Here is a 14,698-nt window from a genome sequence, read left to right on the forward strand (position 1 = left end):
GCTCGAAACGCACGAGAGGCCGACGCACTGCGATCGAGCCGCTTCCTCTCGTCGAACATCTCCGTGTCGGTGCCCGCTCCGGCGTAGGGCACGGCGGAGCAAGCCCGAGTAGCGTCGCGATCCATGGACGGTTCGATCTACGAGGCAATGGGAGGCAACGACGCTGTCCTGGCACTGGCCGAGTCGTGGCATCGGCGCTGCCTCGCCGACCCGATCGTCTCCCACGCCTTTCACGGCGAGATCCACCCGCAGCACACCGAACGGCTGGCCGCCTATTGGGCCGAGCAGCTCGGTGGCCCGACGGACTACACCGAATCGCTTGGCAGCTACCCGGCCGTCGTTCGAGTCCTCACCGGGAACGGCCCCCACGAACAGATGGACGGACGGGCAGTCGCTGCGTTCGTGCTCGCACTCGATGATGCGCACATTCCGAACGACGATGAACTGCGATTCCAGTTGGTCGCCTGGTTCACCTGGGCGACCGCCCTGCTGAACCATCGATGGGACGCTGCCGACAGCGTGCCCGACGACCTTCCCCTGCCCCCGTGGGGCTGGGACGGAACCGAGGGCTGGTAGATGTGCGATCCCGAGGCGGTGCGGCAGATAGGCGCCACTGCTCGATGGAAGGCCGACGAATGACCTCAGGTGCGCCAATCGATGAAGTCCTCGCATCCATCGATGCCGACGGGTACGCCGTCGTGCCCGATGTGCTCTCGCTCGCGCAAGTCGACCACGTTGTCGAGCGGCTCTGGGCGTCGAGCGCCGAGAGTGAGCGGCGTGGCGTGCCTACCCACATCGAAGGACTCGACCCCAACGCCAGCAACGTCCGAGTCTTCAATCTGGTCGACCTCGACCCGGTCTTCGCCGACCTGATCCAGCACCCTGTCGCCGACGCCATCGCGTCGCAGCTGCTCGGCACCGACTACATCGTCAGCAACTTCACCGCCAACATCGCTCGCCCGGGAAGTGAGTCGATGCGAGTGCATTCGGACCAGTCATTCGTTGCCCCCGAACCGTGGACGCAGCCCTGGTCGCTCAACATCATCTGGTGTCTGTGCGATGTGCGAGGCGAGAACGGTGGAACCCGCTATGCCCCGGGGAGTCATCGGTTCTCGACCGCAGCCGAGCTACCTGACGACCTCGCCGACCGGATGGTCCCCTTCGAAGCTCCGGCTGGGTCGATCGTCGCGATGGAGGGCCGGGTGTGGCACACCTCGGGAGCCAATATCACCCAAGACGAGGACCGGCCGCTCCTGTTCGGTTACTACTCGCGATCCTTCGTCCGCCCCCAGTGGAACTTCGCCGTCGGGCTATGCCCCGAGGTCCAGGCCACCATGTCGCCGACCATGCGCTACCGCCTCGGCCTCGACGCCAGCCTCAACCTGCCGAAGCGCTGACTCGGCCAGGAGATCTCGCTGCGGATCGAGCGGTGACCGCCCGACGCCGTCGACTCAGGACCGCAGGATCTTCTCGATCGCCTTTCCCTTGGCGAGTTCGTCGACCAACTTGTCGAGGTAGCGGACCTGACGCATCACGGGGTCGTCGATCTCCTCGACCCGCACACCGCACACCACGCCGGTGATCAACGTTGCGTTGGGGTGCAGGTGGGCGTCGGCGAAGAACTCCTCGAATGACGTCTCATCGGTCAGGTGTCGCTCGATGCCGGCGTCGTCGAAGCCGGTCAGCCAGGTGATGACTTGGTCGAGTTCGGCCTTGGTGCGTCCCTTCTTCTCGACCTTCGTCACGTAGTGCGGGTAGACGGCGGAGAATGCCATCCGGTAGACGCGCTGGAGGGTCTTGTCGTCGGTCTTCATCCGGGCCACGCTACTGCCGGGGTGCGGATCGGTGCGCTCGCGTCGTGGTAGGGCGGGCCCGGAGGGTGTCGACGAACTCGCCGAAGATCGCCGTCATGTCGGTGGAGGGATCGAGGAGCCACTGGACCTGGAGGCCGTACATGAGCGCTTGGCACTGTCGGGCCACCGTCGTCGGCTCGATGCCGTCGCGAGCGGCGCCCTGCTCGATGGCGCGGCGCACTTGAGCGGCGAGCATCTCGACGACCCGGGTCTGTCGTCGAGTGAAGTAGTCGTGGGCGGGGTGGCTCGGGTCCGACGCCTCCGCCGAGACGACCACGAACATCTGCACCTCTTGCCGATGGGTGACGTTGTCGCGGACGACCGCCACCATGCCGTCGAGTGGGTCACTGGTCGACGAGATGCTCGCCTTGACCACCTCGGCGGTGAGGGCATCCCGCGAGTCGATCGTGGCGATGAGGAGCTCGTCCTTGGTCTTGAAGTGGTGCAGGACGCCCGCCTGACTCAGTCCGGCCTGACGGGCGATCTCGCGCATCGAGGCACCGTGGAACCCGTGCAGGGCGAAATGCTCGAGCGCCGTCTGCATGATCGCCTCGCGGGTCGCCTCCGTCTTCGCGTAGGGACCGCGTCGGCTCGTCGTCGATGCCATCCGGCGAGCCTAGCCCTCGCCGATTGAAAACTTGTCATGTGATTGGTTTTCGTTTAGCGTGCTCCTGTCGGCTGATCGCAGTCCGGCCTCGACCGACTCGTCTCACAGAGGAACTCGCATGCCACTTCGCCCCCAGGATTCGACGACTCGCGAACGCAAGCGCCTCGATGGTCGCTGGTCGTTCTGTCTCGACGCCGACGATCGCGGCATCGCCGATCGTTGGTTTGCCGGTGCCCTGCCGGACGCTCGCACGATGGCCGTGCCTGCTTCCTACAACGACATCTTCACTGATCTCGCCTCCCGTGAACACGTGGGGCCGGCCTGGTATCAGACCGAGGTGCGTGTCCCCCGAGGCTGGTCCGGGCAGCGCCTCTCGCTGTATCTCGAGTCGGCGACCCACCACGCAACCGTCTACGTCGACGACGTCGAGGTCGCAGCGCACGGCGGCGGCTACCTCCCCTTCGCTGCCGACGTCACCGACCACGCTGAACCCGGTCGAGCGATGCGGATCACCGTGCGGGTCGACAACACCCTCACTTGGCAGACACTGCCACCCGGCGTGGTCGAGACCTCGTCGACCGGTCGCCGGGTGCAGAACTACTTCCACGACTTCTTCAACTACGCCGGTCTGCATCGATCGGTGTGGCTGGTCGCCTCGCCGCTCGTTGCGGTCGATGATGTCGACGTCATCACCGGCTTGGACGGCACGACCGGACTGGTCGACTATCGGGTCGCCACGACCGGTGGCGACGCCGGCGTCGAGGTGACGCTGCGAGACGCACACGGTGTCGTGGTGGCCGAGGCCGGCGGCGCCGAGGGCACGCTCCGGGTCGACGACGTCGAGCGATGGGAGGTCGGGCGCGGCTGCCTCTACGACCTCGAGATCCGGCTCGTCGATGGCGATGACCTGCTCGACGAGTACCACGTGCGAGTTGGTGTGCGGACCGTTGCCATCGACGGCACCCGGCTGCTCCTCAACGGCGAACCCGTGCAGCTCAAGGGCTTCGGCATGCATGAAGACCACCTCGTCTTGGGCAAGGGCCACAACGATGCGATGTGGCTGCGCGACCTGGAACTGATGAAGTGGATCGGGGCCAACTCATTCCGGACCTCGCACTACCCCTACAGCGAAGAAGTGCTCGACCTTGCCGATGAGGCCGGGCTGCTCGTCATCGATGAGACCGCTGCGGTCGGAATGAACATGGGGATCTCTGGTGGCTTCTTCGGCGGCCAACGCCGCCAGACGTTCAGCGACGACACGATCAACGGCGAAACCCAGATGGTCCACGACGCCGAGATCCGCGAGCTCATCGCACGCGACAAGAACCACCCGTCGGTCATCGCCTGGTCGATCGCCAACGAGCCGGAGTCCGACACCGAGGCCGCCGAGGAGTACTTCCGTCCCTTGATCGACACGGCTCGCGCCGCCGATCCTCAAGGTCGCCCGGTCGGTGTGGTCAACGTGATGCTTGCGCCACATGGCCGGTGTCGGGTCACGCCGATGTGCGATCTCGTGATGCTCAATCGCTACTGGGGTTGGTACGTCGACACGGGCGACCTCGACGCGGCAATGGCCTCGGCTCGGGCTGAACTGTCCGGGTGGGCGTCGGACGGCAAGCCGATCATCATGACCGAGTACGGCGCCGACACCCAGCCCGGCCTCCACCATCTGCCAGCCGAGCCGTGGTCCGAGGAGTACCAGGTCGAGTATCTCGACGCCATGCACACGGTGTTCGACGAGTTCGACGAGATCGTCGGCGAGCACATCTGGAACTTTGCCGACTTCGCGACCCGTTCGGGCATCATCCGCGTCGGCGGGAACAAGAAGGGCGTGTTCACTCGTGACCGTCAACCGAAGATGGCCGCCCACCACGTCCGCCGCCGCTGGCAGGCGCGCTGATGCGAGGCGATGAGGCGGGTGACGAGTTCGACCTCACGGGCCGGACCGCCGCCGTGATCGGTGGCACCGGCGTGTTGGGCGGACGCATGGCCGCAGCACTGGCCGGCGCCGGCGCCCGAGTCATCGTGGTCGGACGCGACGCCGCCAAGGGAATCGAAGCTGCAGCCGGCCTTGCCTCCGAGGGTGACGGTTGGGATGTCGTCTTCGAGCCCTGCGACGTCGCTGATCGAGCCGAGCTGCGGACACTGGTCGACCGCATCGGCAACTCCCACGGGGTCGTCGACATCCTGGTCAATGGGGCGGGTGTCAACTCCGCCACGCCGTTCCTCGACATCGATGACGACGAGCTCGATCGCATCGTCGGAATCAACCAACTCGCCGTGGTGCGGGCCTGCCAGGAGTTCGGTCGGTCGATGGTGCTGCGGGCCCAGACCGACGGCATCGGCGCCAGCATCATCAACGTCGGTAGCGCTTCGGGGTTGACGCCGCTCTCCCGAGTCTTCACCTATTCGATGACCAAGGCGGCGGTGCACAACCTGACCAAGAATCTCGCCCGCGAATGGGGCCCACTCGGGATCCGGTGCAACGTGCTGGTCCCGGGCTTCTTCCCCGCCGAGCAGAATCGCAAGGTCCTCACGCCCGACCGGGTCGAATCGATTCTCGGCCACACGCCGCTCGGTCGATTTGGTGAGGCCGACGAGCTGGTCGGTGCGGTGCTGCTCCTCGCATCCGATGCCGGGCGCTTCATCACGGGCTCCGAGCTCGTCGTCGACGGCGGCTTCGCCGCCATGACCATCTGAGGCCGACATGACGACTGCCCACCCACCCACATTCCTCGGTGACGACTTCCTGCTGTCGACACCGATCGCCCGCGAGCTCTACCACGACCATGCCGCACCGGCCCCGATCGTCGACGTGCACAACCATCTCCCGGCCGACGAGATCGCCGACGACGCCGTGGCCGAAACGATCACCGACCTGTGGCTCGGTGGCGATCACTACAAATGGCGGGCGATGCGGCTCCATGGGGTTCCCGAGGAGCTGATCAGCGGCGCGGGCGATCCCTGGGAGAAGTTCCGGGCCTGGGCGGCCACGGTCCCTCAGCTCGTGCGCAACCCGCTCTACGTCTGGACCCACCTCGAGCTGAAGCGAGCCTTCGGTATCGACACCCCACTCACCCCGTCGAGCGCCCGCTCCATCTACGACGCCGCCAATGAGCAGCTCCCCGAGCTCGGAGCTCGCCGGTTGTTGCGACAGTTCGGTGTCGAACTGGTGGCGACCACCGACGAACCGGGCAGCGACCTCGCACATCACGAGCGCCTGGCCGCGCTCGGCGAGGACGGTCTGCGCATGGTGCCGACCTTCCGGCCCGACGCGGCCCACGCCCTCCTCGGTGACCCGGGGGCGTGGAACCGGTGGGTGGATGGCCTCCTCACCTCTGGCGACGCGACCACGATCGACGATCTCGCCTCTTTGCTCGGTGCGCTCGAGTCGTCCTACGCACGGATGGCCGCTGCCGGTGGCCGCGCATCCGATCACGGGCTCGCCCGCCTCCCGCCTCGTCCTCGCGACCCTGGTCGTGCCGACGAGGTCGTCCGCGCGGCGCGCTCCGGTCAGCCGGCGACCAACGAGAACCAAGAGATCGTCATGCTCGAGGTCGTTGCGCTCGCCGCCCGGCTGGCGCACGCCGACGACGGCGTCCTGCAGCTCCACCTCGGTCCGATCCGCAACGCCTCGCCGCGACTCCTCGATCTGGTTGGTCGCGATGCCGGCGCCGACGTGATGGGTGACGAACGTCAGGCCGACGGGCTCGCCCTCTTCCTTGGCGACCTCGAGCGAGCGGGCGAACTCCCCCGCACCGTGCTCTACAACCTCAATCCGGCCGACAATGCGCTGCTGGTGACGATGGCCGGTGCCTTCGCCCGACCGGGCGTCGCTGGGCTCGTCCAGTGGGGGCCACCGTGGTGGTTCAACGACCACGAGAGCGGGATGCGACGCCAGCTCGACGACCTGTCGCAGATCGGACAGCTCGGTGGATTCATCGGCATGCTCACCGACTCTCGCTCGATCCTGTCGATGACCCGGCACGAGCTGTTCCGGCGGATCCTGTGCGACGTCGTCGGTCGCGATGTCGAGGCGGGCACGATCCCCGCCGACATCGAATCGCTCGGGGCGTTGGTACGTGCTGTCTCGGTCGACAACGCCCGAGCATTCTTCGGCTACTGATCACGGGGAGCAATCCATGTCGACCTTCGACGACGCAAACATCGGTTCGAAACAGATCGTCGTGATCGGGGTCTCCGGTTCCGGGAAGTCGACCGTCGGCGCCGCGCTGGCGAAGCGGCTCGGGCGGACCTTCGTCGATGGCGACGACCTCCACTCGGCCGACGCTGTGGCCCTGATGACCGCTGGCACTCCACTCACCGACGCCGACCGTTGGCCGTGGCTGGCTCGCATTCGCTCCGTGCTGCGGGGCGACGAGCCGGTGGTGATCGCCTGCTCGGCGCTTCGGCGTCGGTACCGGGATCTGCTGCGCCAATCTGGCAACGTCGTGTTCGTCCACCTCGACATCGATGAACAGGAGGCGGAGGACCGGCTCGGGCAACGGCAGGGACACTTCATGCGAGCCGGCATGGTGCAGAGCCAGTTCGACGCGCTCGAGCGAGCGTCGGCCGACGAGACCGATGTCGCAGTGGTCGGCGAGGGCGATCTCGAGATGGTCGTCGACCGCGCCGCTGCCCTCGTACGCGATCTCCAGCCGGGAGCATCGACCGTCCCCCTCCTCGCGGAAGGCTCGCCCGATCACCGGATCGATCGAGCCGAGCTCGATGCGCTGGTGGTCGATCTCGCCCGAACCGAGATCCTCGACCGCGGCTGTCGGCGTGTGCTCCTGGTGCCGCCGGACCAGACCCGGCTGCACTCCCAGGCCGGACCCATCACCGTCCGGCTCCGAGACGAGCTGATGGCCGCCGGCTGTGAGGTCGGCGTCCTCCCAGCGCTCGGCACTCATGTGGCCATGGGTGATGACGCAGCAGCACTCCTCTTCGGTACGGGACTGCGCGCCGACGAGCTGCTGGTGCACGACTGGCGCGACGGGCTGCGGCATCGTGGCGAAATCAGGGCGGACGAAGTCGCTGCGGTCACGGCGGGGCGCTTCGTCGAGCCGGTCGATGTCGCCGTCGACGCCCAGCTGTTCGAGGACTGGGACCTCGTCGTGTCCGTCGGTCAGGTGGTCCCCCACGAAGTGATCGGCATGGCCAACTTCACCAAGAACCTGATCGTCGGTCTCGGTGGTGCCCCCACGATTCATCGCAGCCACTGGGTCGGTGCCGTCTGCGGAATGGAGTCGATCATGGGGCGGGCGTCGAGCCCGGTCCGCGACCTCCTCGATGCGGCCTTCGATCGGTTCGTGGCGCCCGACGTCGATGTTCTCTGGTTGCTGAGCGTCGTCGAGGACACCGCCGATGGTGCTGCCCTTCGTGGCCTGTTCGCCGGGCGTGGCGGGTCGGACGAGTCCGGTGGCGCCGCCTACCGGGCCGCAGCAGCCTTGGCCGCTCAGGTCAACGTCGAGGTGGTCGAGGCTCCGCTCGATCGAGCGGTGTGTTGGCTCGACCCCGAGGAGATGCACAGCACCTGGCTCGGCAACAAGGCGATCTATCGCACCCGAATGGCGATGGCCGACGAGGGCGAACTCGTGGTCCTGGCGCCCGGCGTTCGCCGCTTCGGTGAGGACGACCAAGTCGACGCCCTGATTCGGCGTCACGGCTACCGAGGGACGCCGGCGACGATGGCAGCGGTCGACGCCGATCCCGCGCTCGCTGCCAACCTCAGCGCCGCCGCTCACCTGATCCATGGCAGTTCCGAGGGACGGTTCCGGATCGTGTACTGCACCGACCCGGCGACGGGCGGTCTGACCGAGCAGGAGGTCACGTCCGTGGGCTTCGAATGGCGACCGCTCGCCGACGAACTCGACCGCCTCGGAGTCACTGGCACCGAACCGACGGGCCCACGCGCTGACCGCGACGGTGCGCCGTACTTCTACGTCGCCAACCCGGCGCTCGGCCTGTGGAGCGTGGGTGACGTGCGTACCAGCGGCTGATCTCGTCCTACCCGTCGAATTCACTCAGTCGTCGTGAGGCGACGGTGTCGGACAGGAGCTTGTGATCGTGGGGGAGCTGACCGGCGTGCACTGCGGCGCGGAGGTAGCGGTGCATTAGGACCGCCACCCGGGTGGCGGCGAACAGCCGGTACCAGTCGAGATCGGCCAGCTGGCGCCCCGAGACCTGTTCGTAGTGGCGAACTGCAGCGTCGTCGTCGAGAAAGCCAGGCAACGGCGGCAGACCGGCACCGGTGATCCGCATGTGGTTCATCTCGAGGAGCCAGACGACGTCGTGCTCCGGAGATCCGATCGATGCGAGCTCCCAGTCGAGCAGCGCCACGGGTGTGAACCCGGTCGCTGACACGATGACGTTGGCCGGTCGAGCATCACCCCACAGCAGCACCTCGTCACTCGGCTCGGGGGGGTCATCACCCAACCGCTCGAGCGCAGCGTCGATCGACGACGGCCATCGCTCGCCGCGATCCCACGCCCAGAGCTGCCGGAGCCCGTCGACGGCCACAGCGTTCGAGTCTTGGGCTCCCGCGCGCCGCACCGGTTCGAGCGACGGTTGGGCGATGTCGGTTCGGTGCACGGCGGCGAGCACGTCGAGCAACGAGGTGAAGAACTGTCGCCGGTCTGCACTCGAGGCATCGCGGAGAAACCCCGATTCGGCGAAGGTCGGGCGGTCGTCACGCGGGATGCGACCTTCGATGTGAGCCATCACGAAGGCCGGTCGCCCCAGCCGGTCGCCGGCGGCGTCGAAGCCGAGCACTCGCGGCACGGGCGTCTCGGGTTGGTCGGTCAGCGTGCGGAGGCACGCAACCTGCCGCCCGAGGTCGTAGCTCGGGAACATCGCGGCGCGATCGGGCTGGAGACGGATGACGACCTGTGCTGGGTCGTCGAGACCCGTTCGCACCAACCAGGTCTCGTTCGACCAACCGCCCGACGTCGGTCGGTCGATCTCGAGCGCCGTCGGGTCGACGGTCGTGCCAAGGCAGTCGGACAACCAGTCGGCAAGCTGATCCGCCAGTTGGGGAGGCACCCCGCTCAGCGCCAGCTCCTGAGCTCGGGGAGCACCTCGCTGGCGAAGAGCCGCATCGACGCCTCGGCCTCGGCGAAGGGGATGCCACCGAAGCGGAAGGCAGGCGCCGCCTCGAACGGGCCGAGCAGTTCCCACCGCCAACGATATTTCTCGATGATCTCGTCCGGTGTGCCCGAAGCTGTTGCCTGCAGGAACCCGTCGAGGAAGCCCGACGCTCCCATGCGCTTGAGCGCACCGGCCGCACCGGCGTAGGCCTCGTAGCCGACCATTCCCTTGAAGTGGTCGCCCATGATCTCGTAGTGCTCGAGCACGCTCTCGAGATAGGACGCGATGTACTGATGACCCCGTTCGACGGCAACCGCCGAGTCGTCGGTGCAGTAGACGAAGTCACAGATCAGCGGGGGAGGCGGCTCCTCGGCGTGCATAGCCCGGAAGTGGTTCCGCCACGTCTCGATCTGGGGCAGCCGACCCTCCCACGATCGGTCGGCGAACATCACCATGGCCGCCTTCAGCCGGGCGGCCGATTCGAGCGAGTCCTCCGAGGTGGCCACGGCGTAGGTTCGGCCGGCGAACGATCGCTCGGGTGCGGGCCGGATCGGCGTGCGTGGTTGCGGGTAGTACGGCCCGTCGCCTTCGATGAAGCCGGATTCGAGAGCGGCCTGAACCATGAGCGCGCCCTCGTCGAAGCGGCCGCGGGACTCGTCCATCTCGATGCCACGGAAGTGGCTGTACTCCCGGCGGCTGAGGCCTCGACCCATGCCGAACCTCACCCGACCTCCCGCAATGTGGTCGAGCAGCGCGACCTTCTCGGCCACTCGCAGCGGCTCATTCCACGGCATGATGACCGCCGCGGTACCGACGTCGATCCGCTCGGTGGCAGCAGCGATCGCCGACAGCCACTGGGTGTTGTCGGGGCAGAACGAGTAGTCGTAGAAGTGATGCTCGACGGCCCAGACGACGTCGAAGCCGAGCTCCTCGGCCAACAACGCCAGGCGGGTGTCCTCGCGGTACACCTGACCGTCACTGATGTCCTCCCAGCCGTGACTGGCGAAAAGGGTCTGTACTCCGACGTCCATTCGTCCTCCTCCGGTCGTGATGATCGCGGCCTCGCCGCACCGAGGCACGCTACTCCGACGCCTCGATCGGCGCCGGTGGGCGGTCGTTCCTCGCTGTTCTTCGGGTCGCCGAGCGGAACGGCGAGCTAGGTTCGGCTCTGCACCCGAGCGCCCACATCCCAGCGGTTGCTCGATCGAGAGGAGATCGCCCGTATGACCACCCCGTCCCCCGAAACGGTCGTGCGTCGCTACCTGGCCGAGATGTACAACGAACGACGGCTCGATCTTGCACCGGAGCTGATCGCCGACCCCGAGATCCGCCATGCCCCGGGTGAGACCCGAGTGCTGACCCTGGCCGAGAACATCGAGCGCCTGGAGAAGATGTTCGAACTCTGCCCCGTCTTGCGGTTCGAGCCGGAGCTGGTGATCGTGCAGGACGACCTCGTCTCGGTCGCCTGGAACGGCTGGTCGACCCAGACCGATGGGCGCTCCTACGAGTTCGCGGCGGTCGAGATCTTCCGCGTCGTCGACGGCAAGATCACCGAGATCTGGAATTCGCGGGAAGCCAAGGGCCGTTGGGGGTCGACCTGACGCCCCAGTGGCATCACCTCGACAGATAAAATTTGTAACATTAGTGTCCTGTTTCGGCACACAGACGTACACAAGTGGGAGGATGCAGGTTGGAAGCGAACGAGCTTGCTGCCGTCGTGACGGGTGGTGCCAGTGGGATCGGTGAAGGCATCGTCCGTCGGCTGGTCGCCGATGATCATCGGTGTGTGATCGCCGACCTCCAGGTGGAGCGAGCGACATCGCTCGCCGATGAACTCGGCGATGGTGTCGTTGCCATCCGTACCGACGTCACGAACGAAGCCGACGTCGCCGCTGCGGTCGACACGGCGGTCGAACGGTTCGGTCGGCTCGACGCCATGTTCAACAACGCCGGGATGCTCGGCGTGGTCGGCTCGATCGTCGACCACGAATTGGCCGACTGGAATCGGACCATCGAAGTCCTCCAGACCAGTGTGTTCCTCGGTATTCGCGAGGCGGCCAGGGTGATGATCCCGGCTGGCGGGGGAGCGATCGTCAACACGGCCAGCACGGCCGGTGTGCGCGGTGGTCTCGGCCCTCATGCCTACACCGCGGCGAAGTTCGCGGTCGTCGGTCTGACCGAGTCGACTGCGGTCGAGCTCTCGGCCCACAACATCCGGGTCAATGCGATCGCGCCGGGCCGCACGGTGAGTGGGCTCACCGCTGGTCTGGTCGCTGGTGATCCCGACGACGAGGCGACCACCGCAACCCACATGGCGAACCGTTCGGTGATCGGGCGAGCAGCGTTTCCCGCCGACATCGCCGCTGCGGCGGTGTTCCTCGCCAGTGAGCAGTCCTGGTACGTGAACGGAGCATGCCTGGTCATCGACGGAGCAGGTGAAAGCCTTGGCGACAAGGCCCGCAGCCACTTCGGGATGCCCAACTCGTTGGTCGGGCCGGCCATCCGGCGCTCGCCGTCGGGAGGAGAGGCATGAGCCTCGATGCTCGGCTCGAGGATCGGTTCGCGATCCAGGAGCAGATGTATCGCTACGCCAGAGCAACCGACTGGCTCGACACCGAACGACACCGAGAAGTGTTCGTATCCGACTGTGTGTTCGCCTCGCCGCACAGCGGCGACATGCACGGTGTCGAGACCGTGGTCGACTGGATGAACCGGGCGCTCGAACCCTTCGAGGCCACCCAGCATCTGATCGGCAACATCTCCATCACCTTCACCGGCGACGACACCGCCGAGGCCGTCAGCTATGTGCGGGCGTGGCATCGCTGGCGTGACCACGACAAGCCCGACATGGTGTTGTGGGGCGAATACCACGACCGTTGGGTCCGCACGGCCTCGGAGTGGCGAATCGCCGAACGCCGCGTACTGGAAGCCGGCATCGAGCCCCGTCGTGGCGGCGGCGCGGTGAATCCGAGAAGGGCAAAGGAATGAAGTTCGGCGTGGTGTTTCCCCAAACCGAGGTCTCCCAGGATCCCGAGGCCCTCCCGGCGATCACCCGTGCGGTGGAGCAAGCAGGCTACGACTCGCTGTTGTTCTACGACCATGTGGTCGGGGCCGAGCACGCCGACCGCGAGCCTGCGCTGTGGGGTCCCTACACCGAGAACGATCCCTTCCACGATCCATTCGTGGCGATGGGCTATGCCGCCGCAATCACCGAGCGCATCGAACTCGCGACTGGCGTGCTCATCCTTCCGCAACGTCAGACGGTGCTGGTCGCCCAGCAAGCGGCCGACGTCGATCTGTTGTCCCACGGTCGGCTTCGGCTCGGTGTCGGCACGGGATGGAACTGGGTCGAGTACGACGCGCTCGGGCAGGACTTCGCCACTCGCGGACCTCGGCTGACCGAACAGGTCGAGCTGTTGCGGCGGCTGTGGACCGAACCGCTCGTCACGTTCACCGGTAGGTTCGACACGATCGAGCGCGGCTGCATCAACCCTCGACCGCTGCGACCGATCCCTGTGTGGTTCGGCGGTTTCGGCGAACGAGCGTTCCAGCGGGCGGCTGCGCTGGGCGACGGCTTCTCGTTCGCCGACGACGTCGACACTGCGCTCGAGGGACTCGAACGAATGACGACCCTCATCGCCGACGCCGGTCACGACCTCGACGGATTCGGTCGGGAGCTGATCATGACCCGAGCCCGATCGGCGGCCGAGGTCGTCGAGACGGCCGAGCGGTGGCAGGAGGTGGGCGGCACCGGCGTCTCCGTGCTCACGATGAAGGTCGGACTCCCGCATGCTGGAGCGCACGTCGACTACCTCGCCGAGGTCAAAGCGGCGATCGACGAGCGGTTCGGCTCATGACCGGATCCGAGCAACTGGTAGCCCGAGCCGCCATTCATGATGAGCTGTGCCGGCTCGCGCTCGCACAGGACGATCGCGACTGGCCGACGCTGACCGACTGCTACTGCGTTGACGCGGTCTACCGCCACCCAGGCGGTGAGCTGGTGGGGGTCGAGGCGATCGTGGAGCGCACGCGAGTGGCGCTCTCTCCGCTCGATGCGAGTCAGCATCTCCTCGGCACGATCCTCGTCGCCGTCGACGGTGAGACCGCAACCAGCAGCACCTACTTCCAAGCCCAGCACGTCAAGGTCGGAACGCCCGGCGGTGATCACCTCATCATCGCCGGGACCTACCGTGATCGCTGGAGCTACGAGAACGGTCGGTGGCAGATCGCGGAACGAGTGCAGACCTACTCGTGGCGCGACGGCAATCCCGAGGTGACCCGCCGAGATCGACCGCCGACGGAGGCATCGTGACGCACGCATCGACCGGTTGGGTGTTCTGGGCAGGAACGGTCGGCTTCGGCGTCCCCGTGTTCGACCGACTCGAAGCCGCGGCCGCTGTCGACGTCCAACGATTCTCGATTACACCGCTCGATGTCGAGTGGGCCGGCAACAACGGCGTCGGACCGAAAGAGCTGGGGCGGCGCATCAACGCATCGGGGTACGACATCGTCATGGATCCACTCGTGAACTGGTACGGCGGTGATCCACACCCCGGATCGAGATTCGGCCGGTTCTCGGCCGACGACACCTTGCGCATGTGCGAGAACGTTGGCGCCGTCTCGGTCAACATCATCGGCCAGCCCGAACACGACGCCACGCTCGATCAGCTGGTGACAGCGTTTGCTGCCGTGTGCGACCGGGTGCGTGAGATCGGTGCCGAGGCGACGCTCGAGTTCACCCCGATCAGCGCGATCGCCACGCTCTCGCAGGGGTGGGACATCGTTCGCGCCGCCGATCATCCTTCGGGTGGGTTGCTGTTCGACACGTGGCACTTCGATCGTTCCGGCGGCGACCTGGCAACCCTGGCGTCGGTACCAGGCGATCGGATCTTCTCGGTGCAGGTCGCTGACGCTCGCCCCGAGATCACCGACAACGTTCGGGCGGACACCATCCACCGAATGCTTCCCGGCGACGGCACCATCGATCTTGGTGCCGTACTCGCCACGTTGCATCGAATCGGTGGGCTCCGTTGGGTCGGGACCGAAGTGATCTCCCCCGAACTCGAAGCGATGGACCCTGCGACCGCCGCTCGGCTCGCCGACGGTCGAGTGCGTGAGCTCCTGGCCGGAATCGAGGACGCATGACAACCAC

16 protein-coding genes are annotated in these 14,698 nt (G+C 66.7%); 12 read left to right on the plus strand and 4 right to left on the minus strand.

The genetic code is table 11. The features are described 5' to 3' along the window. Window positions 1–123 precede the first annotated feature (123 nt). Window positions 124–576: a group II truncated hemoglobin gene (locus R2733_10215; protein ID MEZ5376873.1), complete on the plus strand. Its 453-nt coding sequence runs from the start codon at window positions 124–126 to the stop codon at window positions 574–576. A 59-nt stretch (window positions 577–635) separates the two neighbouring features. After that, window positions 636–1,397, plus strand: a complete 762-nt coding sequence (locus R2733_10220; GenBank protein MEZ5376874.1) for a phytanoyl-CoA dioxygenase family protein — start codon at window positions 636–638, stop codon at window positions 1,395–1,397. A gap of 54 nt (window positions 1,398–1,451) precedes the next feature. On the opposite strand, the gene R2733_10225 is transcribed toward R2733_10220, so the two are convergent. Further along, window positions 1,452–1,814, minus strand: coding sequence for a DUF2200 domain-containing protein (locus R2733_10225; GenBank protein MEZ5376875.1), 363 nt, complete (start codon window positions 1,812–1,814; stop codon window positions 1,452–1,454). A 10-nt stretch (window positions 1,815–1,824) separates the two neighbouring features. Continuing rightward, complete coding sequence (locus tag R2733_10230; protein ID MEZ5376876.1) at window positions 1,825–2,460, minus strand: TetR/AcrR family transcriptional regulator; 636 nt, start codon at window positions 2,458–2,460, stop codon at window positions 1,825–1,827. A 118-nt stretch (window positions 2,461–2,578) separates the two neighbouring features. On the opposite strand from R2733_10230, the gene uidA reads away from it, so the two are divergent. The 4 genes from uidA to R2733_10250 are packed head-to-tail and all read left to right on the plus strand — an operon-like array spanning window position 2,579 to window position 8,459. Then, window positions 2,579–4,360: a beta-glucuronidase gene (gene uidA / locus R2733_10235; GenBank protein ID MEZ5376877.1), complete on the plus strand. Its 1,782-nt coding sequence runs from the start codon at window positions 2,579–2,581 to the stop codon at window positions 4,358–4,360. Further along, the gene (locus R2733_10240) at window positions 4,360–5,160 is read left to right on the plus strand and encodes an SDR family oxidoreductase (protein ID MEZ5376878.1); all 801 of its coding nucleotides are present in this window, start codon (window positions 4,360–4,362) and stop codon (window positions 5,158–5,160) included. Before uidA ends, R2733_10240 begins: the two co-directional genes overlap by 1 nt. Window positions 5,161–5,167: 7 nt before the next feature. After that, on the plus strand, window positions 5,168–6,586 hold the full coding sequence (gene uxaC, locus R2733_10245; protein ID MEZ5376879.1) for a glucuronate isomerase: 1,419 nt from the start codon (window positions 5,168–5,170) through the stop codon (window positions 6,584–6,586). Between the two features lie 16 nt (window positions 6,587–6,602). Beyond that, complete coding sequence (locus tag R2733_10250) at window positions 6,603–8,459, plus strand: gluconokinase, GntK/IdnK-type (GenBank protein ID MEZ5376880.1); 1,857 nt, start codon at window positions 6,603–6,605, stop codon at window positions 8,457–8,459. Between the two features lie 7 nt (window positions 8,460–8,466). Here the strand turns inward: R2733_10250 and R2733_10255 are convergent, their stop codons facing one another. Next, on the minus strand, window positions 8,467–9,501 hold the full coding sequence (locus tag R2733_10255; protein MEZ5376881.1) for a phosphotransferase family protein: 1,035 nt from the start codon (window positions 9,499–9,501) through the stop codon (window positions 8,467–8,469). Window positions 9,502–9,506: 5 nt separating this feature from the next. Further along, the gene (locus R2733_10260; GenBank protein MEZ5376882.1) at window positions 9,507–10,577 is read right to left on the minus strand and encodes an LLM class flavin-dependent oxidoreductase; all 1,071 of its coding nucleotides are present in this window, start codon (window positions 10,575–10,577) and stop codon (window positions 9,507–9,509) included. Between the two features lie 192 nt (window positions 10,578–10,769). Between R2733_10260 and R2733_10265 the strand changes: the two genes are divergently transcribed. The 6 genes from R2733_10265 to R2733_10290 all read left to right on the plus strand — a co-directional run bounded on the left by R2733_10265 (window position 10,770) and on the right by R2733_10290 (window position 14,691). Next, complete coding sequence (locus R2733_10265) at window positions 10,770–11,147, plus strand: ester cyclase (protein MEZ5376883.1); 378 nt, start codon at window positions 10,770–10,772, stop codon at window positions 11,145–11,147. 89 nt (window positions 11,148–11,236) lie between these two features. Continuing rightward, complete coding sequence (locus tag R2733_10270; GenBank protein ID MEZ5376884.1) at window positions 11,237–12,079, plus strand: SDR family oxidoreductase; 843 nt, start codon at window positions 11,237–11,239, stop codon at window positions 12,077–12,079. After that, the gene (locus R2733_10275; protein ID MEZ5376885.1) at window positions 12,076–12,534 is read left to right on the plus strand and encodes a nuclear transport factor 2 family protein; all 459 of its coding nucleotides are present in this window, start codon (window positions 12,076–12,078) and stop codon (window positions 12,532–12,534) included. The genes R2733_10270 and R2733_10275 overlap by 4 nt, the downstream gene beginning before the upstream one ends. After that, window positions 12,531–13,403 (plus strand): LLM class F420-dependent oxidoreductase, encoded by an 873-nt coding sequence (locus tag R2733_10280; GenBank protein MEZ5376886.1) that lies wholly within the window; start codon window positions 12,531–12,533, stop codon window positions 13,401–13,403. The genes R2733_10275 and R2733_10280 overlap by 4 nt, the downstream gene beginning before the upstream one ends. Further along, window positions 13,400–13,858: a nuclear transport factor 2 family protein gene (locus R2733_10285; GenBank protein MEZ5376887.1), complete on the plus strand. Its 459-nt coding sequence runs from the start codon at window positions 13,400–13,402 to the stop codon at window positions 13,856–13,858. Before R2733_10280 ends, R2733_10285 begins: the two co-directional genes overlap by 4 nt. Further along, window positions 13,855–14,691: a sugar phosphate isomerase/epimerase gene (locus R2733_10290; protein ID MEZ5376888.1), complete on the plus strand. Its 837-nt coding sequence runs from the start codon at window positions 13,855–13,857 to the stop codon at window positions 14,689–14,691. Before R2733_10285 ends, R2733_10290 begins: the two co-directional genes overlap by 4 nt. Window positions 14,692–14,698 lie beyond the last annotated feature (7 nt).

The sequence above is a fragment of the Acidimicrobiales bacterium genome (assembly GCA_041394265.1).
Taxonomy (GTDB): Bacteria; Actinomycetota; Acidimicrobiia; order Acidimicrobiales; family SZUA-35; genus JBBQUN01.